The following is a 22,385-nucleotide window of genomic DNA, read 5'->3' as shown; positions in this document are numbered from 1 at the left end:
AAACAATTATTGATAAGTTTAAGCTAACTCATCAGGCGTATTAACATTTAACAACTCGGAGCTGTCCTCCCAAGCAACTGATTGACAGCCAAACGCCTCATAAAATTTCAAAACGCTATGTCTCTGCTCCTTATCTAAAAAAGACGTCAAAGCATTAAGCGTGGCCTCTACAGGCAGGATGGCATGCAAAGGATGAGCATCAGCAGCATTACTTAAATAATGAATTTTTTCTGGCGATAATCGACAGGCTGCTGTCAGCTTCACAAATGCAGCACTACTAATACGAGGCGTATCGCAAGGAGAGATCACTAGGTGCGATGTTTGCGCAAAAGCTAAACAAGTCAATAAGCCAGATAATGGCCCTTTCCCTTGATGATCTTGATCATCGGCAACCACTTCATAACCAAGCTTTGCATAAGCTTCAAAATTTCGGTTGGCATTGATAAACACTCTTTCAGCAACTTGCTGCAAAGCTCGGGCTACCGATAACGCCATTGGTTCATCCTGAAAAAACAGCAAACCTTTATCTTGACGAGACATTCGCTCTGCTTTTCCACCAGCAAGCACTGCTGCTGATAAAGATATAAACGCCATACTACTTTCTCTTCTACAAAACAGTATCAAAATACCTTTTGTCTCGTTTGGCCCAAATTTCATCAGCCAAAACAAGACACTCTTCATGGGAAGTCACACCATAAAGAAGTCCGGCAACTGACGCAATGGTTTGTCGAACCGCTTGCTCGCCAAATTGATCAAGTTGATCTCCACGCCAATGATCCGTCAATCGCGACAAATCCAAATTGTCTTTTAAGCGCTTATGTTCTTGTTCAGCTTTTGGCCAATCAGACCAACTGGCTACGCCATTTTGCCACTTACCCAAGGTGACATCTCGCTCAGGATTCACTTCTGTTTCACCATTGCCGCCACGAAATACCAACACCGACGCATCACCTAATTGCTCACAAGCAGAAAGATGAAGCTGATCATAACCACGATGAAACACCCCATGCACACTATGATCAGCTGAAAATGGATTCATCATACGTACAACCGTGTTTACAGGCGAGCGCAAACCCAATACGTACTTAAGATCCATCATGCCGCCTAACTTTTTATCTACTTCAGCCAACGGCATATAAGCAAAACACCTAACTTCAAGCTCTTGTGTTAACTGAGTCCTAGAATGACAAACAGCTAAGCCCAATTGATTAATAGCATGCTCTACATACATTCGATTTTCCCCTTCAAACGTATGTCCATGCATCACAATTTTGATCCCTGTATTAGCAAGTGCAAGCGCCGCCAGCAAAAACCAAGGCAACTCATTGCGCTTACCAGCATAAGCAGGCCAATCCAAATCAACCTTAATTCCCAATGATTCTTTCTTCGACAAATAGTCTCTTGTCGCCTTGGTAAAACCAACAGTTTCTTCTACTGTCTCTTCACGAATTCGAATCAACATCCAGAATGCACCAGACTGTTCTGGCGCTACCTTACCAGACAGCATCAAACTCATGGCATGTTCAGCCTCTTCCACCGTCAAACTGCGTGCGCCCTTTTTGCCTCGCCCTAAAATTTTTACATATTGGGTAAAATCATTGGCCGTTCTAATTACCCTTCTAATAGTTGCTCTGCCAGTCATACCGATAACTCCGCCACAGTGGGAATAAAGCGCTTTAATTCAGGAAGGCAAGAACCACAATTGGTACCGCATTTTAGCTTGCCCCCTAATTCATCGACGGAACAAATACCAGACGCAATCGCCTTTTCAATCTGCTTACTACCAACTTGGTAGCAAGAACAAACGATCTCTCCTTTATCTTCCATATTAGCGGGAGAGCCCACCAGAATAGCTAAACGATCTTGTAATGATAACGACGTGTTTATCTCTAATTTAGAAATAAGCCAATCCGCCATGACGGATTCAGGCTGAGGATGCAAATACATAAGCAAAGTAAGTTTTTGATCCATCAACTTGGCCAATCGAATTTGCTGCGTAACGGGGTTCGAATATTCCAACCACTCAACCCTTTCTGCCAAACCTTTACTCTGCTCTATATATATTGCCTTCAAAGAAGCTAGTGTTTGCCCATTTGGCCAAACTACTTCGTAGTGAAAACCTTGCTCAGAAGGTACTTGGCACCAATACAGGCACTCTGATAAAACAAGCGGCACTGCCGAAACAAGCAAGCCATAGCAAATATCACTAACCGCTTCGAGCTGAACCTGAGCATGTTTCGATTCCGGTTGACCTGATAAGGGATCAACCACTTGCGGGATAAGATTTGATACCACAGACGCATTGGCAAATTGCTGCGTCCAGTGAATAGGGGCAAATACATTATCTGGCACAACCGCCCCACTCACTTTAGCTTTTAGCAAAGCCTCTCCGTACGGTGAAGTAAGACGCACTAAGGCTTTATCTTTAATACCAAGACGTTTCGCATCCTTGGGATGAATTTCCACATAAGGTTGCGCGGTATGCTTAGCCAAAGAGGCTGCATCTCCGGTTCTTGTCATGGTATGCCACTGATCGCGTACTCGTCCGGTATTTAAGGTAAAAGGCCATTCTTGTGAAGCTTGATACTTCGGCAAACTTGGTGTGATCGCAACAAATCGTGCTCGGCCGTCTGGGGTAAAAAAACGCCCACCTTCAAACATGCGTTTGGTGCCTTCTGGTCGACCTTTTGGTACAGGCCATTGCACTGGTGTCAAAGCATCATATTCAGCCTTACTTATCTGGCTAAAATGGCCGATATCAAAATCACGCCTGCCATTATTTTCGAACGCCGACAAAGCCGCATGCTCAGCAAAAATTTCATAGACATTTTGATAAGAAAAAGCCGATTGAAAGCCCAAACTTTTTGCGACTTCACAGATTGCCCACCAATCATGCTTGGCTTCACCTGGTGCAGGCAATAAACCTCGTTGGCGAGAAATACGTCGCTCTGAATTCGTTACCGTACCGTCTTTTTCACTCCAGCCCGTCGCAGGAAATAGAACATCCGCCATGGCGGTTGTATCAGTATGCGCTTTGCAATCACTGACAATCACAAGCTCGCATTTTTCCAGCGCACGTCGGACTTGAGCGGTATCAGGTAAGCTCACCATAGGATTAGTCGACATAATCCACACCACTTTGACCTTACCTTCCTCCATGGCCTGAAATAAGTCGACAGCTTTTAAACCGTCCTTTGTTGCCATATTCGGCGCTTGCCAAAAGCGCTGCACCAAATCCTGTGCGCCCGGTGTGGCAAAATCCATATGAGCGGCTAATTGATTGGCCAAACCACCGACTTCTCGCCCACCCATGGCGTTCGGCTGACCCGTAATAGAAAAAGGCCCTGCACCTTCTTTACCAATACGCCCCGTCGCCAAATGACAATTAATAATCGCATTGCACTTATCAACGCCAGAGGAAGACTGATTCACCCCTTGGGAGTAAAAGGTGACTGTCTTTGGTATATCGCGCCACCAGCTCGCTAAACAAGCTAGATTCTGCTCACTGATCCCGCAAAAGTCTGCGGTATAAGATAAGCTTGGTGTCGATTCGCTCGCCTCTACTAAAGCAGCCTCAAATCCATTGGTATGATTCGCAACAAAGCCCTGATCCAAAATACCAGTCTGAACAGAATCACTTAATAAAAAGGAAAAAATCGCCGCGTCGCTTCCAGGCTTAATTGCCAAATGCAGGTCTGCAATATCACAAGTCGCCGTTTCTCTTGGATCAATTACCACCACTTTCATATTAGGCCGCTGTTTTTTCGCAGCAGCAATGCGCTGATATAAAATCGGATGTGTCCATGCGGCGTTCGACCCAACCATGATCAATAAATCGCAGAGCTCTAGATCTTCATAATTACAAGGCACAGTGTCCGAGCCAAAAGCACGTTTATAACCGACAACAGCAGACGCCATACACAAGCGAGAATTGGTATCTACGTTGGCTGTACCAATAAAGCCCTTAGCCAGTTTATTCGCAACATAATAATCTTCTGTCAAAATTTGCCCAGAAAGATAAAAAGCAAAGGCATCAGGGCCATGATCCCTTACAACTTGAGCAATTTTCGCGCTCACTGTTTCAATGGCTGCCCCCCAGGCGACAGATTGACCATCTACCATGGGCGTTAATAAACGATCATCTGATTGGATCGTTTGCGCAAGACTGCTGCCTTTCACACACAAACGACCAAAATTCGCGGGATGGCCCTCATCACCAGACACAGGAGGAACGGCTTCGCTTGCCGAATGTGGAAGAGTCAAATTTACACCACAACCAACACCGCAATATGGACAGGTCGTTTTTACGCTGGCTGCTGTCTTCATTGTTGTCATCATGGACCTACCTCGCGCTTTTCACTTTTTTAAAAACAAAAAAGGCCCAATCACTTTTCTAAAAAAGTGATTGGGCCTCGTTGCCTTTTGTAATATCTGTATGCTTTATGTGTAAGCCATCGTCGGTTTACGGTGCATCAGTAATCTATATAAAGCAATTAGTAAGCCAACTTTTAAAAAAACACATTAAGCTGGCCATGACTAAGCTTTGCTAGGCTTGCAACTGACTCTCTTCGAATAAGCTATAAAATACCAGCGATACGAAGCGTTCAAACAGTGCAGAGAGATCATTTTGGTGCGCCGCTTTTTGATTAGTGTGCCGCAACAAATACATTACCGTCTTCTAATTTGGCTGGCCAATGGGGCACCTGAACAGTTTCTTCAAGACATTGACCCGATGACAATACGAAATGCTGCTTATACAAAGGACTGGCCACTACCCATTGCGCCTGTAAATGGGCGACTAGGCCTCGGGACAAAACATTCGCCTTGCCGACAGGATCCCAATTTCCGATGGCAAATACTTTATTCTCGGATTCAGGAATATAAAAAATCGCCACTTGCTCGCCATTTACCATAGCAGCGACTCCAGCACCTTCAACCAAGTCTTCTTGTTTACAAATTAACTTCCATGGCATCGTCATCGTATTAACCTACCTTCGCAATTAATTGCTGTTTTTCTGATTCGGTTGCTGGACGCATTTGATCGCGCTCTTCAACAAACACCACATTGTTATCACTGCCCTCATAATTCACAAATTGGCGGAAAGTTTTGATCGCTTCTGGATCGTCCAACGTAGTTTTCCATTCACACTGGAAGGTATTTACAACGTGCTGCATACTCGCTTCAAGTTCTGCGCATAAGCCTAATTTGTCGTTAATCACTACTTCTTTAAGATAGTCCAATCCTCCCTCTAGACCGTCCATCCAAACAGAAGTACGCTGCAAGCGATCCGCGGTTTTGGTGTAAAACATCAATACCCGGTCGATGTATTTCACCAAGGTTTCATCGTCCAAATCTTTGGCAAACAAATCTCCGTGGCGTGGCTTCATACCACCATTACCACACACATATAGATTCCAACCGCCTTCTGTGGCGATTACACCAATGTCTTTACTCTGAGCTTCGGCGCATTCCCGCGTACAACCAGACACCGCAAATTTTATTTTATGAGGCGAGCGCAATCCCTTGTAACGATTCTCCAGATCGATCGCCATCTTCATGCTGTCATTCACACCATAACGGCACCAAGTACTGCCCACACATGATTTCACCGTTCGCAAAGATTTACCGTAGGCTTGCCCCGTTTCAAAACCCGCAGCAATTAACTTTTCCCAAATTTCAGGTAATTGCGGCAGAGTAGCACCAAACAAATCGATACGTTGACCACCCGTTACCTTGGTGTATAAGCCGTATTCTTTTGCCACTTCGCCCAATACAATCAATCTATCAGGGGTAATTTCACCGCCAGGAATACGCGGCACAATGGAGTAAGTTCCGTCTTTTTGCATATTGGCAAGGAAGCGATCATTGGTGTCTTGCAAGCTAATGTGTTCTTTTTTCAACACATAATCATTCCAAACACTGGCAAGAATAGAGCCCACAGCAGGTTTGCAAATTTCACAGCCGTGACCTTTGCCGTGTGTTTTTAATAGCTCATTAAAAGTTTTGATTTCGCCAATTTTAACCAGGTTGTATAAATCTTGGCGTGTGTAAGCAAAGTGCTCACAAATATCGGTGCTGACCTCGACTCCCAACGCCAACAATTCGTTATCGACGACTTTTTTCAATAAAGCCGCACAACCACCGCAACCCGTTGCCGCTTTGGTTACACCTTTCACATCACCGACTGACAAAGCCCCATTGCAAACGGCGTCGTTAATATCCTGCTTGGACACATTATGGCAACTACAAATCGATGCTGTCGCAGGCAAAGCATCCACACCTAAGCCAACAGGGGCATCGCCCATCGCTGGTAAGATAAGCGCTTGGGCTTGCTCCGGTAAATCAATGGCATTGAGATAATATTGCAACAAGGTATCGTAATAACTGTTGTCACCCACCAAGACAGCGCCTAATAGCTTTTTACCATCTTCAGAGACCACCATTTTTCGGTAGCTCTGACTTATTTCATCTTGGTACACAAAGACTTTGCAACCTTGAGACTGAGCATGTGCATCGCCAACTGAACCGACATCGCAGCCTAAAAGCTTCAATTTAGTGCTCATGTCTGCGCCAGTAAAAGTCACGCCAGCATGCCCTAAAAAATCTGCTAACAAATGCCCAGCGGCAGATTTAGCCATCGCGTAACCCGGTGCGACCAAACCAAAAATACGATTATTCCACAGTGCACATTCGCCAATGGCATAAATGTCCTCATCACTGGTTTGGCAATGATTATTGACACTGATACCACCACGCTCACCCACGCTTAAACCGGACTGATGAGCCAACGCATCCTGCGGGCGAATACCAGCAGAGAACAAAATCAGGTCGGTTTCAAGGTGAGAGCCATCAGCAAAATTCATTCGGTGAAAAGCAGATTCTCCATCAACAATCTCTTTCGTCGCTGTGTCGGTATACACCTTCACATCTAGGCCTTCGATCATTTCTTTCAGAACCGTACCACCCTTTTCATCTAATTGAACAGGCATTAAACGCGGTGCGAATTCCACTACACTGGTTTCCAAGCCAAGGTTTTTAAGTGCATTAGCCGCTTCCAATCCAAGTAAACCGCCGCCAACCACCGTGCCTCGTGTCACTTTTTTTGCACAGGCTCTAATAGCATCCAAATCATCCAGAGTACGATAAACAAAGGTGTTATCACGTTTATGGCCTGGAATGGGCGGAACAAATGGGTAAGAACCCGTCGCCAGAACAAGCTTTTCATAAGATAATGACTCACCGTTTTGCAATATTAGCTGTTTAGCCTCACGATCAATCTCGGTCACCAAACTATTGATAAAATAACGCACACCATGTTCGCTATATAAAGAGCCATCTGTCATGGCCAAATCCGCTGCACCTTTGCCTGTAAAATATTCACTTAGATGCACACGGTCATAGGCTAAGTACGACTCTTCACCAAACACCGTAATTTGGAATGCTTCATGGCCTCCTTGGGCAATCATTTGCTCGACAAAATGGTGGCCAACCATACCATTACCGATTACCACTAGATGAGGTTTAGTATTAAGAAAAGACACGGTAGAAGTCATTTTATTCCCCTTGCAGAAACTCTTGTTTTGGTAATATGCCTAACGGCTAGCAACGTCTAAAACGGCTTAATTCAGGCCACTTGAGGACAGCAATACGCTTCACCAAATACCAGTAAATCAAGTATGTCAGAGACATTGGTCTTATTTTGAATAAGCTGGAAATACCAGCTCCCATCGGCGACGTTGCCATATAGAATTGCGCCAACCAGTAAGCCATCGTTGACTACCAGTTTGCGGTAATGATTTGCGCTAACATCTTTGAAAAGGATGCAGCTGTCTTCTTCTGAGGGTTGAATCTTACCGACCGAAAAAAGATTGATGCCCGATACTTTCAATTTGGTCGGTGTAGGCTCTATGGCAAACGCAGCCTCTTCTCCAACCAACACCTTCATCAAAACGTTAATTTGTGTCCAAATAGGGGCAACTAAACCAAAGGTTTGCTGATCAAATTCACAACACTCCCCCAACGCAAATACATCAGCATGAGAAGTTTGCATTTGCTTATCGACTAAAATCGCTCGATTGGTTGCCAATCCTGCCGCCTTAGCTAAAGCGATTTCTGGCGAAATTCCTGCCGCCATAACGACCAAATTAACCGCCAGCGACTCACCATTTTGACAAACCACATGAGACACTCGACCATCATCTGTTTGTAAAAAAAACTCTGGTGACTCACCAAGACGAAACTCAATGCCCATTTGCTCAAGTCTATTCAGCAAAAGCCCAGCTGATTCTTCATCTAGCTGACGATTTAACAACCAATTAGAACGATGAAACACCACAACCTTGTGGCCACGCTTCACTAAACCCACTGCTGCTTCCAAACCCAGTAAGCCACCACCTATCACACAAACAGGTTGCCTGCCTTCCAGTTGTGTCATGACATCCACATCTTCCCAAGTACGAAAACCCATAACATTGGGGGCAGACGAACCATGGATTGGCAACACACTTGCCCGAGAGCCTGTCGCTAGCACTAATTGGTCGTATATAATGCTTTTTCCACTGGCTAATAAGATCGTTTTATTTTTCGAGTCCACCTTAATAGCGGGATCATTGGACACAATATCAACGCCATCTTCTTGCATCTTCTGTGTATCGACTAATGGCATTTCGGTATCAGAAATATCATTCGCCAACAAAGAAGACAGCATGATTCTGTTGTAGCCAACTCTGGATTCCTCACCAATCAAAACTATTTGGTACTCATCGCCATGCGCTTTTTCGAAGTCATGCGCAAGCTTGCTGCCAGCCATACCAGCACCGACAATGACGAGACGGCGTTTCTCCGACTGAGAGATAAGACTAGGCATTGGCAACCTTGGCGCTAGTAGCCGATTTTTTATTTCTAGCAACTGCTTGAATCGGCTCTACTTTGCGTTGTTTTTCATACAAGAAGGTCAACACTTGGGTCCGATAATCCACGTACCTTGGGTCATTCGCTAAGGCCAGACGTTCACGAGGACGCTCAAGATCAACATGCAGAATTTCCCCTACGGTTGCTGCTGGGCCATTAGTCATCATCACAATACGATCCGACAACAACACAGCTTCATCCACATCATGAGTAATCATAATCACGGTATTGTTTAAGTCTTTTTGGATTTCCATTAGTGAGTCTTGCAAGTGCGCTCGAGTCAAAGCATCCAATGCTCCGAAAGGTTCATCCATCAGTAAAACACTAGGTTCCATCGCCAAGGCTCTAGCAATACCAACACGCTGTTTCATACCGCCAGAGATTTCATCTGGGCGTTTGTCCGCTGCGTGCGTCATGTGTACTAACTCTAAGTTATGCATGATCCAGTCATGCATTTCTTTCTTTGATTTGGTTTTACGAAAAACCTGTTTTACCGCCAATTCAACATTTTGGTAAGAAGTTAACCAAGGCAGCAAAGAATGGTTTTGAAAAACCACCGCACGTTCTGGACCCGGCCCTTTTACTTCACGACCATCCAATAAAATGCCGCCTTCTGTTGCGTCATACAAACCAGCAACGATATTAAGGACAGTCGATTTACCACAGCCAGAATGTCCAATAAGAGAAACAAACTCGCCTTTCTGTATTTTCAGGCTGACATTATCAAGGGCTTTAAAAGGCCCTTTTGGTGTAGGAAACTCAATAGAAACATGGCTGATGTCTAAATGTGTTGTCATCGTATTCTCCTATTAGCGCATTCTAAGTTAATCTATTTTCGAGCTATCGCTTCTTAGCGAAGCACCTGTGTCTTATCCCAAGATGCGAAGCGCTGGAATGCCAACATCACTCGGTCCAACAAATATCCGATAAAGCCAATCATCAGAACCGCCACCATAATTCGACCCAACGAGTTCGAGCTACCATTTTGGAACTCGTCCCAAACAAACTTCCCTAACCCTGGGTTTTGCGCCAACATTTCCGCTGCAATCAACACCATCCAAGCGATACCCAATGACAAACGCAGGCCGGTGAACATCAAAGGGATGGCTGAAGGGATGACGATCTTCATCACATGCGTCACCCAACCAAGGCGCAAGACTTTCGATACGTTAAGCAGGTCTTTCTCGACTGCCGCAACACCCACCGCGGTGTTAATCAGGGTTGGCCACATACAACATAAGGTGACCGTGAACATAGACGTCAGAAAAGATTTCGAGAACATAGGATCATCGGACACGTAACTCGCACTCACTACCATGGTGACCAAAGGCAACCAAGCTAACGGAGAAACCGGTTTAAATACCTGAATAACTGGGTTTAGAGCACTGTAAACAGAACGATTCAAGCCGATCAAAATCCCTACAGGAATAGCAATAAGGCTGGCCAGACCAAACCCTGCTAGAACGGTGTACAAGCTGGTAAATATTTGATCAAAGAAAGTCGGCTTACCAGTGTAATCCCGGATAATGCCAGCATAACTAGGATCTTTAGCCTGACGCTCTGCAATACGCTCTTCTTGGCGGACGTAAAACTTGTCCGCCTTCACCCGTTCATTCTGATGTTCTGCAACGAGACTATTCCATTGCTCATACACCACAACTGGACCAGGAAACTCTCCCAAAGAGGTATGAACTCGACTTGCTCCAACTTGCCATAACAAGATAAACACAAGAATGCCGAAGACGGGCAGCAGGATTCCCTTAACAGAAAAGGCGCTGATCTTGTCCTTTAAAGAAGCCATAGTTATGTTTGATATCATCATCTTTTTCTCACTTAATCTTGTTTGGTTTAGACCTGATCATCGCCTTTTAGACCAATCTTAAATCGTTTCAGATAATCGTTTGGGTGCTTACCGTCGTACATGACACCGTCAATGAAATCGCTTTGAGGTGGTTTAAAGCCGTCTTCTTTATCAAAATCAGGAAACTCGTCTGCCGACATGACACCATCCTCTAATAGGGATTGTGCCGCTTGCGCATAAATATCAGGACGGTAGACATCTTTAGCGATCTTCATGAACCATTCGTCAGACTTAGGTTCGGAAATTTGTCCCCAACGACGCATTTGTGTGAGATACCAAATAGCATCACTGTAATAAGGATAAGTGGCGTGATGACGGAAGAAGACGTTGAAATCGGGAATATCACGCTTGTCGCCTTTTTCATACTCAAATGTGCCAGTCATACTGTTAGCAATAACATCGTAATCGGCACCAACATATTGGCTACGAGAGAGTATTTTTACAGCTTCAGGACGATTAGCGTTGTTGTTTTCATCTAACCATTTCGCTGCGCGAATCATGGCTTTTACAACACGAATATGAGTATTGGGATATTCTTCCGCCCAGTCACTGCTGACACCAAAGACTTTCTCAGGGTTATTCTTCCAGATTTCATAATCTGTGATGACTGGTACTCCAATGCCTTTAAACACGGCTTGTTGATTCCAAGGTTCACCAACGCAATAGCCGGAAATCGTTCCCGCTTCCATGGTGGCTGGCATTTGTGGCGGCGGTGTCACAGACAACAAAGCATCGGCGTTAATTTGACCACTGGTGTCGCCTCGAGCTGGCGCGTAATAACCTGGATGAATGCCACCAGCAGCCAGCCAATAACGCAGCTCGTAATTATGAGTGGAAACAGGAAATACCATGCCCATTTTGAATGGCTTACCCTGCGCTTTATAACCGTCAATCACAGGTTTTAACGCACTGGCACTGATTGGGTGAACGGGATTGCCGTCAGAACCATTTGGAATATTTTTCTTCATTTCATCCCAAACATCATTAGAAACCGTAATACCGTTACCATTCAAATCCATACTAAAAGCCGTCACTATATGAGCTTTCGTTCCGTATCCAATGGTGGCGCCAAGTGGCTGACCCGCTAACATATGAGCGCCATCCAACTGACCATCAATCACTCGGTCGAGCAGAACTTTCCAATTAGCTTGTGCTTCCAAAGTGACGTACAAACCTTCGTCTTCGAAATAGCCCTTCTCATAAGCAATCGCTAATGGCGCCATATCTGTTAACTTTATAAAACCAAATTTAAGCTCTTCTTTTTCGGCATAACCTACTTCAGCATGAGCAACGCCAGATAAAAGAGCAGACCCCATCAGTACAGAAGCCCCCATTTTAGGAAGGGGAATTAAGGCTTTCAAAAATCTTAGGTTCATTGTCATACTCCGCATCTAAATACATTTCAAAAAGTAGAAAAACAAAAAAGGCGCATGCAAATCACAATTAACATGTGTTTGCAGGCGCCTTTGCCATTCAAAGAAAATCCGACTTTGGATATTCAGTAATGTGGGTGACAATTAACGATCGTTGCCAATTTCACCATTTTTAAAAATACTTTATCTCTATGTGATTTATAAAGCACGCAATGTGCCAAGTAAAACAAACGACTGATTTATATGATTTTTTGTATTTTATAACCCAGCTTTTTAAATACCGACATATTGAAAATCTTTACTTTTGCCCAATTATCTTGCACAGCGCACTAAAACATCACACCATCAGATACGCTTTACGCAAATGTTTCAAACCCCTTTAAGATCCCCTCTGGATGTAAACGTACCTTCCCATGTGACACCAAAGAAAGCCAAGCAGCTTCGTCAGCCTCTGGCAACTGCCACTCTATAGTGTTTTTGTCTTCGACCAAGCCAAGCGCGTTATAATAAAGATCTTTACGATAAATCTGCTCGGCTAACTGGTTAAGCTTGGAAACATTATTGCCTAACTGTTGCCAACGATGCATCTGAGCCATGACCCATAATGCATAACTAGGTAGCGGCTTATTAATGTCGCTACCAGAAAAGCGTTGAAACGCTTCCATTGGCCAATCAAACTGACTCTTTGGCTTAATAGAGCCAAACCCATATACCAACTGTTGCACAGTACAGTTTAAATAATCGGGATGACTCAAGATGCTAAGTAGTTCTGCTTGATTTTCTGCTTCATCAACCCACAGACATGCTTTTTCTAAAGCTCGAATAATTGCAAGGTGTTGCGCTTGATTCTGTTCGGCCCAAATAGTATTTACTCCAAACACTTTTTCTGGAGTGCTTCCCCATATTTCATAGCCAGTAACCAGCATATGGCCAACACCTTGCTCAACCGCTAAGCTGTTCCATGGCTCACCAACACAATAACCATCTATGTCGCCACACCTTAGATTATCAACCATTTTTACCGGAGGAATGACCACTATCTGAACGTCTTTATCTGGATTGATACCAGCACGACTTAACCAGTCCCGTAACTGATAATTATGAGATGAATAGGGATAAACCATCGCAAAACGCAGCGGCGCGACCTTATCACCCCGACTCTCTATTAGCCTTTTTAAGGCGACACCCGTTCGGATGTCCAAAGAAGAGCCCGAAAAATGTTGAAGCTGGTCGTACAGAGAGTTACCAATAGTAATACCGTTACCATTATGGCTTACAGTAAAACTGGTTTGCATGGCCGTTTTGATACTGCCTATTCCTAAGCTAGCAGCGATCGGCATAGATGACAACATGTGCGCACCATCTAACAAATTGAACGCCACTTTATCGCGAATACTCGCCCAAGACGCTTCTTTTGAAAGCACAGCATTAACACCTTCACTGGCAAAAAAACCCTTCTCTTGAGCGACCACAAAAGGCGCACAATCGATCAGTGGGATAAAACCGATACGAACAGGTTCGCTATTTTGAATAACATTATTTGGCTGTATCAGGTTCATTTTGAACCTCCCATTAATTCCATCACAGATATGATATTTCGAGCTACATCAGTCATACGCTGACTACGATCCATCGCGAGTTTTCTCAACGCTTTATAGGCAGCAGGCTCATCACATTGTTGATGCTTCATTATCAGTCCTTTTGCTTTATCTATGAGCTTCCGATCTTCAAGCTGGCTTTTTACGGATTCTAACTCTAACCGTAATGCCTGAAACTCTCGAAACCTTGCAATGGCAACTTGCAATAATGCCTTAACGCTGCCACTATTCACACCATCAACCACATAAGCACTCACCCCTGCTCTAATAGCGGCCTCTACATACTTAGAGTCGTCCTGTTCAGCAAACATAACAATTGGGCGAGGATTATCTTGAGTGAGGCGAGACATATTTTCTAACATGTCTCGATCCGGCGACTCAATATCAATAATAACCATATCTGGTTGAAATTCTGCCACCGCTTCTGTCAGGTTTTTAGCATTCTCTAACCGTCTAATGACACGATAGCCACTATCAATCATAGCTTGCTCTACAATGGCCGCTCTCGCTGGCTCATTATCAACGAGCATCACGGTTAATTCTTTTTCTGGGGGCGCAGGCATGGTGCATTCTCTTAAAAACGTAAAGTGATAATCAGAAAAAATGCAAGATATGCGCCATTAAGACACACTAATCCTCAAGGCTCAGATACAAAAAAAGGCTCTAAATAGAGCCTTTGAAAGTGATAAGCTAGATAAATAATACGTGGGTTATGATTCTACGAGCAGAATCAGTGCAAACGTTTAATATCTATGATCCAATTTAATGCACAGCGTATCTAGTCTGTGCTAGTAATGCTAAAGCCAAACGATCTTTGGTGTTGGTCTTCTTGAAAATAGAGGTCAAATGGGCTTTGACGGTGCGTTCAGTAATGTCCATTTCTAGTGCGATTTGCTTGTTCGATAATCCTCTTGCAACATGCAGAGCAACGTTTAATTCACGCTCAGATAAATCATCTAGTTCATCGTTGTGAATTTCTTCTGGTGCGGCAGATTGCTGCATAATGAGCTGCTGAATGAAGGCTTTTCCACCCCAGATTTCACCAGAATCAACCACAGACAGCACTAAAGAAAGCTGCTCTTGACCAATATAAGGCGCACACTGGCCACAAACGCCAACAGAGAAAAGTCTTAATGCCGCGGCTTGGCTTGATTGATTAGGGAAGACAATGACCTTTTGGTTTGGAAAGGCTGAGCAAAGTGCAACAACTTCCTCAACCTGTTTAGGTAAAGATATATCTTCCAAATAAATAAAGCAGTACTGGAAACCGGACGCAGTTTCAAGCGCGTGATGCACCTCTTCTAATGTTTTCACTCGAACCAAAGAATCGCTCACACTGACTATTTGATTCCAATGTTTCCATACGGCATCGTCTGTATTCCAACACAAAGTTTTCAAAGTAAGTCTCGTTCTATCAAGTGCGATGAACCATTCTAACCAGCAAACGATAACACATTGTTAACATTTGTAACCAAGCACTGTGCCCAGAAAGATTTTTGTAATTACCGCTCACGAAGCGCATTTTGTTTTGCTTTTAGAATAGGTTTCAGTAAGTAGTCTAGCAGTGTTTTCTTACCAGTAATGATATCGACTGTCGCCTGCATACCCGGAATGATCGGCAATGGCGCTGCTTTAGTACCTAAATAGTTTTTATCTGTTCTTACCCTTACTAAATAAAAGCTATTCCCTTCTTCATCAAGAATAGTATCAGCACTAATGTTTTCAACCACCCCATGTAATCCACCAAAGATGGAAAAATCGTAAGCTGACAGTTTCACCACAGCGCTCAGATCAGGCTTAATAAAACCAATATTTTCTGGGCGAACTTTTGCTTCAATCAATAGGGAATCTTCTATCGGCACTATCTCAAGTAAGTTCATTCCTGGTTTTATAACACCGCCAACGGTATTAATCTGAATCTGCTTTACAATGCCTTTTACTGGCGAACGAACTTGCGTTCTTGATACTTTATCCTCTAAAGACACGTTGCTTTCACGAAGCTGATCCAGCTTACTTTTTACACCCGTTAAATCTTCTTGTGCATCCGCTCTAAATTTTGCTTCTGCTTCATCAAATTTACTCTGAGCTTCTTTTAATGCTGAACGAGCGCGCGGCATTGCTAACTGAGTCGCTTCCAAATCCCCTTGCAACTGATTAACCTGCCGCTCTAGCTGCAACAATTCAACCCGAGAGACAGCACCTTGCTCAAAGGCTGGTCGAGTTAATGCCAATTCTTCTTTAGAAAATGAGTAGCTCTGCTTTAAATTGTCTAATTTTGCCTGTAACTCAACAATTTCTTGTTTCTTTTGTTCAATTTGCTGTTGAAAGCTAACCTGATTAGTCCGCAAAGACTCCAATCGGTTTTTATATAAATCTAACTCTCGATTTACAACTTGCGGATATTCTTTAATCATTTCCGGATCGAATTCTGGTTTAACACCGTAAGATTCTGCCTGTAAACGCGTCGCACGAACCCTCAAATTAATAGACTCGACTTGTTGCTCACGCAATGACGACAAAGCTTCAGTATTTTCGATCGTCATCAACACCTGACCACTTTCCACCACTTGCCCTACTTTGGCGTTGATCTCTTTTAAAATACCGCCTTCAAGGTTTTGAATCTGTTGCACTTGACTAGAGGGAATGACTTTTCCTTCGCCCACAGTCACTTCATCTAATGCTGTATAATGTGCCCACACCAATGCAGAAATAACGAATATAAAAACCACCCAAAGGATAATTCTCCCACCACGTGGTGTTTTCAACATCAAGGCCGCATTTCGGTCCGTCAAGTACTCTAGATCATCTTGTGAAATCGAATTTTTATTACTCATTATTAACTGACCTTCAACTTGCCTTGACGAAGCGCTTCATGCACTTGCGCTTTTGGACCATCAGCAATTAAGCGACCATTATCCATAACGATAATACGATCAACCATATCTAGCATAGAGGCCTTGTGTGTAATTAAGATAAGGGTTTTGTCTTTCACTCCCTCAATTAAACGACGCTTCATCCTTGCTTCTGTCGTGTTGTCCATCGACGCTGTCGGTTCATCCAAAATCAAAATTGGCGGATCAAAAAGCAACGCCCTTGCAATAGCAATACTTTGGCGCTGACCTCCAGATAACAAGGCACCACGCTCTCCGACAATACTGTCTAAACCGCTCGGCTTACGATTCGCAAATTCAGATACACCTGATAAGTCCGCGGCACGAATAACAGCGTCGTCTTCCATGTAGGGAACCCCCATGACAATGTTATCTTTGATAGTGCCATAGAATAAATTTACATCTTGTGAAACAGACCCAATATTTCGACGTAGATCTGTTGGATTTACCTGACGTAAATCCACTCCATCAACTCTTATCGCACCACTATCCGGTGTATAAAGACCGGTCATTAACTTACCAAGAGTCGATTTACCTGATCCGATCCGACCAATGATAGCGACTTTTTCGCCTTGCTTAATATTAATATTAATAGCACTGACTGCAGCTTGTTCTTGCTCAGGATAAGCGAAGTTAACCGCTTCAAATTGAAAGTCCCCTTTAAACACTGGTCGATGAACAAATTTGACGTCATCAGGATTTTCAACAGGGGAAGCCATAATTTCGTTTAAAGAAGTAAAAGCCGACTTTGCTTGATTGTAGCGTGTCGCTAAGCTGGCCACTTGTGCCATAGGGCCAAGCGCCCTTCCGGTCAACATCACAGACGCCACTAAAGCCCCCATACTCATATTGCCTTCCGATATTTGATACACCCCAACAATAACAATAATGACAGTTGTTAACTGTTGAGCAACCATGGCAAAAGAAGAAGACGATTGTGACAACTGACGAGTTTTCACCCCCCAATCAGCAATATTGCCAACCGCATTTTCCCACTGTTTCTGCATCACACCTTCCGCATTATTGAGTTTTACGCTTTCTGCGTTGTACAAACTCTCAATCAAAACCGCATTTTTTTGTGATGCCGTCTTTTGCCCTTCTTCAATAGAGCGACGTAAAGGAATTTGTATGATGACACTATAAAGAACGATTAAGGCAATAGTGACAATAGGAATGTAACCAACGGGGCCACCAATTAACCAAATCACCCCAATAATCAAGAACATAAAAGGAATATCAACCAAAGTGGTGATCGATGCCGACGTAATAAAATCTCGAATACTTTCAAACTCTTGAAGGTTCTTAGCAAAAGCCCCAACAGACTTGGGTCTTGATGCCATAGTAATGTTACTTACCCGAGAAAAAATAGCCGCAGAGATCAAGATATCGGACTTTTTACCTGCAATATCGATGAAATAAGCCCGTAAGGTGCGCAATAAAAAGTCAAATAAATACACTACTGCCGCCCCGATGGCCAACACCCAAAGAGTATCAAACGCGTTATTTGGTACAACGCGATCATAGACGTTCATAACAAAAAGAGGACTGGCAACGGCAAAAATATTGATTAACAAGGACGCGATAAAAACGTCTCGATAGATTCGCCAAGAACCTGCAATGGTTCCCCAAAACCAATGACCCTTTTTATTTTCTTTTTCATCACTTTTTTCAGAGCGTTTATCAAATTGATACAAGGGTCGAACGAAGAAGCAATAGCCAGTACAAGATTCTGCAAGCTTCTCTATTGGGAGTGTAATTTCACCTTCACCCGATTCTGGACGAAGTATTGTGGCGGTGCCTTGCTTTTTATTCAATTCAAGCAAAATACAGGCTTGCTGATCTTTTAGCAGCAACACCGTCGGCATAACCATATCCGGAATTTTTAAGAGGGACCGCTTAACAAAGCGAGTGCTAATGCCAATACGTTTAGCGGCTCGTTGGAAAAGTTCTGGCGTCATCGCATTGTCGGTAATAGGTAAACCAGCCGCAATACCATCAGCAGTATAAGGATTATGAAAGTATTTACTTAGCAAGACTAAGCTGTCCAACAGCGGATTTGGGTACTCTAAAGACGCGCCTTGTGTATTCCACTGATCTACATTCTCTTTAGAACTCTCTTTATTTTTTACGTCCGCCTCTCCTTCGTCTGATTCATTAGTGATTTCATTCTCTTCATACGAATCATTTTCTAAAGGTTGCGAAGAGTTCTGTTCTGAACGACCAGAGTCAGACATACTCTATATTCTCCTAAAACTACCGAAAATCTGTTTTTTTATAAACAAATAGGCTATTAATTATGGTCTAGAATAGTGTTTATTAAGTAATATGTGAAGCGAACTTATCGCCTTAGTACAAATTGAAACACAGAAGGAAATCAACATGCTATACGCAAAAGTCAATGACAATGGTGTAATTATTGATGTAGCCACATCTCAATCAGATGAGTACAAACTACTGGTTGCACCAAATGATCCGACAGTTGCTAGCATATTAGAAAAAAAATTCACAACAGCAAGTGCCAGTACACAAGAAATACTTTCTAGTTCTGATGGTGAAATGATGCGGATATTAGAAGACCTAGTCGATCTTCTAACCGAAAAGCGCCTGATACAATTTACCGAACTGCCTCTAGCGGCGCAGAAAAAATTGCTTGGCAGAAAATGGGTGCGTGGCGTACATAGCAACCATGACGAAGGCTTGATGACAGACAATGATCTTGTCGAAGGAGACGGCGAAGACACTTTAATATAATAACACCGTTGTTTTTCAAACAAGATAAGTATCAATAACGCCTACATATCTTGTGCACGTCCAATTAGGAAGCCTTGACCACCCAACACATCAAAACGCTTAAGCGCAATCAATTGTTTCTCGCTCTCCACACCTGTCGCAATGACTTCAATGTTTAAGCTATTAAACATCTTACATAAGGTGTGCATAAAGAATGACTCAGACTCCTTGCCCGCCGCCATTCGCGTATAAGAGGAATCTACTTTTACGTAGTCAGGCATTAGCGTTTGTAAGTATTGAAAGGCTGAAAATTGCTTGCCTACATTATCAATCCCAAATAAAACATTCTGCGTTTTCAACATCTGCGCCAATTCATTAGCCTGAGCCTCTTCCATCAAAACACTTTGCTCTGAGATCTCAAACATCAGTTTTCTTTTAACATCGGCGCTAAGAAGGCTTAAGGCTTTATTCAGCCAGTCTACAAAGGCTGGCTTAGCGTATGAAGAAGCCGAAAGGTTTACCGTTAATGGAACCGTAAGCTGTCTCGATTTTATATGCTCGATTACTCGGCTAATGATAACTTGGTCAATTTGACTGCCTAAATCGAACTGCTCAGCCAAACCGATAAAATACCCAGCATGATACTCTTTACCTGCATGCTCCAAGCCCATAAAGACCTCTTCATGAAGCACAACTGAAGGTTCATCCAAAGTGGTAATTCTTTGCTTCTTGAGCTTAAACGATTTGCGCAAGATGGCGGACTCTAATATGTCTTTCCAAGCCGTTCGGCTAATAGCCATATTTCGACCCATGTTAAGATCAAACACCTTGCTGACATTGACACCTTCTCGTTTTGCCTCACGCAGAGCGGCATCCGCTTGAGACATTGCATTTGAACGCTCTGCCGATCCATCAATGGTCACCCCACCAATATTTGCGACCCCAGCAGAGTAACTTATGCTAGCCGTATTCAAATCCATCAGCTCAACCATGATATCGTCAACCACTTTGCTTAGCTGCCTATGATCAAAATTAGGAATAAGTAAAACAAAGTCCGCACCAGATAAGCGCGCTAAGGTAGAAAAAGAGGAAAGCGTAGACACTTTTTGGGTTAAAATGTCAGCAGCAGACTGAATAAACATATCCGCAGATTCATAACCACGTTCATTATTTAATTTCCCAAGGTCGGCCAAACTGATCAACACCAAACCATCGATGCCGCGCTCTTGCTCTGCAAAGTGGGATTTCATCTGACTATCAAAAAAGTGTCGGTTACCTAACCCACTGACAGGATCTTTAAAAGCTTTAGCTTGCAACCACTGGGCTGTCTCAACTTCCGAAGCGAACTCTTTTTCTAATTTCTCTGCCATGCGGTTCATAGATAAAACAACCGACTTAAGCTCTCGTGTCTTAGGCACGGCAATAGTTTTAATAAAACGACGCTGTTGAATCGCTTCAGCTTGTTTTTCAAGCTCAGCCAAAGGACGGAATAAATAGCGCAAAGCAAAACTACCAACAACAAGTGTTATCGCACCAATCACGAAAAAGGAGATCAGCAAATCACGCGAAGCCAACCAAAGTTGGTTATAGCCATAGCCAGCACTGCCGGTTATGTAGACTTGCCCAAGCTCACTCCAACCATTTGAAATAATCGCTTTGGCGACTGGAACTTTAAAGTCGATCAGATCAATAAACCAGGTTGGTACACCATCTATTTTTGTCTCATTGGAGCGACTGATGTCTTTGTCTGTATCGTATACATGAATACGTACCTCAGAAAAATAGCCACTATCAAACACCGCGTTAATGCTACTTTCCACTGATGCATAGTCCTCCAGCGCCATAAAATCAGACACAGACATACTCAATGAGGTGGCTGAGTCTTGAGTCGTCGATTCCAGCTGTCCGACTAAATACCCTTTTGTCGTATCAAAATTGATCCCCATTACCACGGCGAGCATCAATGAGAATATGGCAATAATCGTCATCATTAATTGGCGGAACAGTGTCATCCAATTTCTCCTAATTTGTCATCGTATTAAAACGATCATTTAAATCTGTCCACAAGCTCAATCTTGATGAGCCACCTACCAATACACCGCGCCCTTTTTCTTTTGAAAGCCACAAATTCTCTGCGTTGAATGAATAAATAGGCAAAAGATCATTGCGCTTTGACGCGGGTTTTAATTCTTTATCAAGATTATCAAGCAAGACAGGGATGGAAGTTGGTTTATGATAATACGCCAATACCATATGATGCTGGTTAAGCTTTAAGGCTTTTACATACACAAGTCGTAGCTTTTCATCCGGTACACCAAGTTCTCGAAGCGTGAAATATTTGGCAATAGTAAAATCTTCACAATCTCCGGCTTGCATACCTAAAAATTCAATAGGTGTTGCCCAATAGTCTTCCTTCCCCCACAAAGTCATGTCATCGACAAACTCCATCTGGTTAAAAAAGCTATTTACTTGAGTGAGTTGATCAACAATAGGTAAAGATCGGGAGTCATCGATCAGTTTTCGCCATGCTAAAATACGTTTTTCTGCACTTGCCCCATAAACTGAGCCCGCTTGCTTCGCTAGTCTTCTATATTTATCAGACACATCAGCGTACAGCCAAAAGTGTGGCAAAAAGCACATAATCAGAAGCACACAAGCAAGGCGCTTGGTGCTTCTTAAGTGTGAAAGAAACGAACTGAATCGTTTTTTCACTATAACGTTACTTGTCAGATTTAGGCTTTGCATTAAAAGCAGCTAACTGCTCTGCAGTGGCTTCTGGCTGATACTTGGCTTTCCAAGTGTCATAAGGTTCGCCATATACATACTCACGTGCTTCATCGTAATCCACTTTTACGCCCTGCTGCTCTGCCTCTGCCATATACCATTTACTTAAACAGTTACGACAAAAACCAGCCAAGTTCATCAGGTCAATATTTTGCACCGACTTATTATCATCAAGATGCTTTAAAAGACGACGCAATACCGCTGCTTCAATTTCAGTTTGTTTGCTCATAATAATTT

General features: G+C 43.3%; 18 protein-coding genes. 1 reads left to right on the top strand and 17 read right to left on the bottom strand.

Going from position 1 to position 22,385, the window contains the following annotated elements; translation table 11 throughout:
- Window positions 1-18: 18 nt before the first annotated feature.
- From mobA to KDW99_RS07235, 14 genes are all read right to left on the bottom strand, one after another.
- On the bottom strand, window positions 19-594 hold the full coding sequence (gene mobA, locus KDW99_RS07300; protein WP_255828640.1) for a molybdenum cofactor guanylyltransferase MobA: 576 nt from the start codon (window positions 592-594) through the stop codon (window positions 19-21).
- A 13-nt stretch (window positions 595-607) separates the two neighbouring features.
- Window positions 608-1,642, bottom strand: a complete 1,035-nt coding sequence (locus KDW99_RS07295; protein WP_255828639.1) for a glycosyl transferase family protein — start codon at window positions 1,640-1,642, stop codon at window positions 608-610.
- Window positions 1,639-4,338, bottom strand: coding sequence for a nitrate reductase (locus KDW99_RS07290; protein WP_255828638.1), 2,700 nt, complete (start codon window positions 4,336-4,338; stop codon window positions 1,639-1,641). The genes KDW99_RS07295 and KDW99_RS07290 overlap by 4 nt, the downstream gene beginning before the upstream one ends.
- 308 nt (window positions 4,339-4,646) lie before the next feature.
- Window positions 4,647-4,979 carry a nitrite reductase small subunit NirD gene (gene nirD / locus KDW99_RS07285; protein ID WP_255828637.1) on the bottom strand — a complete coding sequence of 111 codons (333 nt, stop codon included), beginning with the start codon at window positions 4,977-4,979 and terminating at the stop codon, window positions 4,647-4,649.
- Between the two features lie 4 nt (window positions 4,980-4,983).
- Window positions 4,984-7,554: a nitrite reductase large subunit NirB gene (nirB, locus tag KDW99_RS07280; RefSeq protein ID WP_255828636.1), complete on the bottom strand. Its 2,571-nt coding sequence runs from the start codon at window positions 7,552-7,554 to the stop codon at window positions 4,984-4,986.
- A gap of 71 nt (window positions 7,555-7,625) precedes the next feature.
- A complete protein-coding gene (locus KDW99_RS07275) occupies window positions 7,626-8,867 on the bottom strand; it encodes an NAD(P)/FAD-dependent oxidoreductase (RefSeq protein ID WP_255828635.1) in 1,242 nt (413 codons plus the stop codon).
- Entirely contained in the window at window positions 8,860-9,708 is an 849-nt protein-coding gene (locus tag KDW99_RS07270) for an ABC transporter ATP-binding protein (protein ID WP_255828634.1), read from the bottom strand. The genes KDW99_RS07275 and KDW99_RS07270 overlap by 8 nt, the downstream gene beginning before the upstream one ends.
- A 53-nt stretch (window positions 9,709-9,761) precedes the next feature.
- Entirely contained in the window at window positions 9,762-10,712 is a 951-nt protein-coding gene (locus KDW99_RS07265) for an ABC transporter permease (RefSeq protein ID WP_255828633.1), read from the bottom strand.
- A 47-nt stretch (window positions 10,713-10,759) separates the two neighbouring features.
- The gene (locus KDW99_RS07260; RefSeq protein WP_255829265.1) at window positions 10,760-12,088 is read right to left on the bottom strand and encodes a CmpA/NrtA family ABC transporter substrate-binding protein; all 1,329 of its coding nucleotides are present in this window, start codon (window positions 12,086-12,088) and stop codon (window positions 10,760-10,762) included.
- Window positions 12,089-12,501: 413 nt separating this feature from the next.
- Window positions 12,502-13,704 (bottom strand): CmpA/NrtA family ABC transporter substrate-binding protein, encoded by a 1,203-nt coding sequence (locus KDW99_RS07255; protein WP_255828632.1) that lies wholly within the window; start codon window positions 13,702-13,704, stop codon window positions 12,502-12,504.
- Complete coding sequence (locus KDW99_RS07250; RefSeq protein ID WP_255828631.1) at window positions 13,701-14,306, bottom strand: ANTAR domain-containing response regulator; 606 nt, start codon at window positions 14,304-14,306, stop codon at window positions 13,701-13,703. The genes KDW99_RS07255 and KDW99_RS07250 overlap by 4 nt, the downstream gene beginning before the upstream one ends.
- 199 nt (window positions 14,307-14,505) lie before the next feature.
- Complete coding sequence (locus tag KDW99_RS07245; protein ID WP_255828630.1) at window positions 14,506-15,141, bottom strand: response regulator transcription factor; 636 nt, start codon at window positions 15,139-15,141, stop codon at window positions 14,506-14,508.
- Between the two features lie 104 nt (window positions 15,142-15,245).
- On the bottom strand, window positions 15,246-16,577 hold the full coding sequence (locus KDW99_RS07240; protein ID WP_255828629.1) for an HlyD family type I secretion periplasmic adaptor subunit: 1,332 nt from the start codon (window positions 16,575-16,577) through the stop codon (window positions 15,246-15,248).
- 2 nt (window positions 16,578-16,579) lie between these two features.
- Window positions 16,580-18,868, bottom strand: a complete 2,289-nt coding sequence (locus KDW99_RS07235) for a type I secretion system permease/ATPase (protein ID WP_255828628.1) — start codon at window positions 18,866-18,868, stop codon at window positions 16,580-16,582.
- A gap of 145 nt (window positions 18,869-19,013) precedes the next feature.
- Here KDW99_RS07235 and KDW99_RS07230 point away from each other — a divergent pair, with 145 nt between their 5' ends.
- The gene (locus KDW99_RS07230; RefSeq protein WP_255828627.1) at window positions 19,014-19,385 is read left to right on the top strand and encodes a hypothetical protein; all 372 of its coding nucleotides are present in this window, start codon (window positions 19,014-19,016) and stop codon (window positions 19,383-19,385) included.
- Window positions 19,386-19,426: 41 nt separating this feature from the next.
- On the opposite strand, the gene KDW99_RS07225 is transcribed toward KDW99_RS07230, so the two are convergent.
- The 3 genes from KDW99_RS07225 to KDW99_RS07215 form a co-directional block, all read right to left on the bottom strand.
- Complete coding sequence (locus tag KDW99_RS07225) at window positions 19,427-21,376, bottom strand: bifunctional diguanylate cyclase/phosphodiesterase (RefSeq protein WP_255828626.1); 1,950 nt, start codon at window positions 21,374-21,376, stop codon at window positions 19,427-19,429.
- A 10-nt stretch (window positions 21,377-21,386) separates the two neighbouring features.
- On the bottom strand, window positions 21,387-21,968 hold the full coding sequence (locus KDW99_RS07220; RefSeq protein ID WP_255828625.1) for a transglutaminase-like cysteine peptidase: 582 nt from the start codon (window positions 21,966-21,968) through the stop codon (window positions 21,387-21,389).
- Between the two features lie 115 nt (window positions 21,969-22,083).
- The gene (locus tag KDW99_RS07215) at window positions 22,084-22,377 is read right to left on the bottom strand and encodes a DUF1244 domain-containing protein (RefSeq protein WP_255828624.1); all 294 of its coding nucleotides are present in this window, start codon (window positions 22,375-22,377) and stop codon (window positions 22,084-22,086) included.
- Window positions 22,378-22,385 lie beyond the last annotated feature (8 nt).

It is taken from the genome of Marinomonas rhizomae, assembly GCF_024397855.1.
GTDB lineage: Bacteria > Pseudomonadota > Gammaproteobacteria > Pseudomonadales > Marinomonadaceae > Marinomonas > Marinomonas rhizomae_A.
This window is presented reverse-complemented; position numbering and strand designations above follow the sequence as displayed.

Excerpts from the sequence above, each read along its gene's own strand:
- KDW99_RS07230 (WP_255828627.1), top strand. The coding sequence starts at position 19,014 with ATGCTATACGCAAAAGTCAATGACAATGGTGTAATTATTGATGTAGCC.
- KDW99_RS07265 (WP_255828633.1), bottom strand. The coding sequence starts at position 10,712 with ATGGCTTCTTTAAAGGACAAGATCAGCGCCTTTTCTGTTAAGGGAATC.
- KDW99_RS07240 (WP_255828629.1), bottom strand. The coding sequence starts at position 16,577 with ATGAGTAATAAAAATTCGATTTCACAAGATGATCTAGAGTACTTGACG.
- KDW99_RS07260 (WP_255829265.1), bottom strand. The coding sequence starts at position 12,088 with ATGGGGTCTGCTCTTTTATCTGGCGTTGCTCATGCTGAAGTAGGTTAT.
- KDW99_RS07225 (WP_255828626.1), bottom strand. The coding sequence starts at position 21,376 with ATGACACTGTTCCGCCAATTAATGATGACGATTATTGCCATATTCTCA.
- KDW99_RS07215 (WP_255828624.1), bottom strand. The coding sequence starts at position 22,377 with ATGAGCAAACAAACTGAAATTGAAGCAGCGGTATTGCGTCGTCTTTTA.
- KDW99_RS07270 (WP_255828634.1), bottom strand. The coding sequence starts at position 9,708 with ATGACAACACATTTAGACATCAGCCATGTTTCTATTGAGTTTCCTACA.
- nirD (WP_255828637.1), bottom strand. The coding sequence starts at position 4,979 with ATGACGATGCCATGGAAGTTAATTTGTAAACAAGAAGACTTGGTTGAA.
- KDW99_RS07295 (WP_255828639.1), bottom strand. The coding sequence starts at position 1,642 with ATGACTGGCAGAGCAACTATTAGAAGGGTAATTAGAACGGCCAATGAT.
- KDW99_RS07235 (WP_255828628.1), bottom strand. The coding sequence starts at position 18,868 with ATGTCTGACTCTGGTCGTTCAGAACAGAACTCTTCGCAACCTTTAGAA.
- nirB (WP_255828636.1), bottom strand. The coding sequence starts at position 7,554 with ATGACTTCTACCGTGTCTTTTCTTAATACTAAACCTCATCTAGTGGTA.
- KDW99_RS07275 (WP_255828635.1), bottom strand. The coding sequence starts at position 8,867 with ATGCCTAGTCTTATCTCTCAGTCGGAGAAACGCCGTCTCGTCATTGTC.
- KDW99_RS07250 (WP_255828631.1), bottom strand. The coding sequence starts at position 14,306 with ATGCCTGCGCCCCCAGAAAAAGAATTAACCGTGATGCTCGTTGATAAT.
- KDW99_RS07290 (WP_255828638.1), bottom strand. The coding sequence starts at position 4,338 with ATGATGACAACAATGAAGACAGCAGCCAGCGTAAAAACGACCTGTCCA.
- KDW99_RS07255 (WP_255828632.1), bottom strand. The coding sequence starts at position 13,704 with ATGAACCTGATACAGCCAAATAATGTTATTCAAAATAGCGAACCTGTT.
- mobA (WP_255828640.1), bottom strand. The coding sequence starts at position 594 with ATGGCGTTTATATCTTTATCAGCAGCAGTGCTTGCTGGTGGAAAAGCA.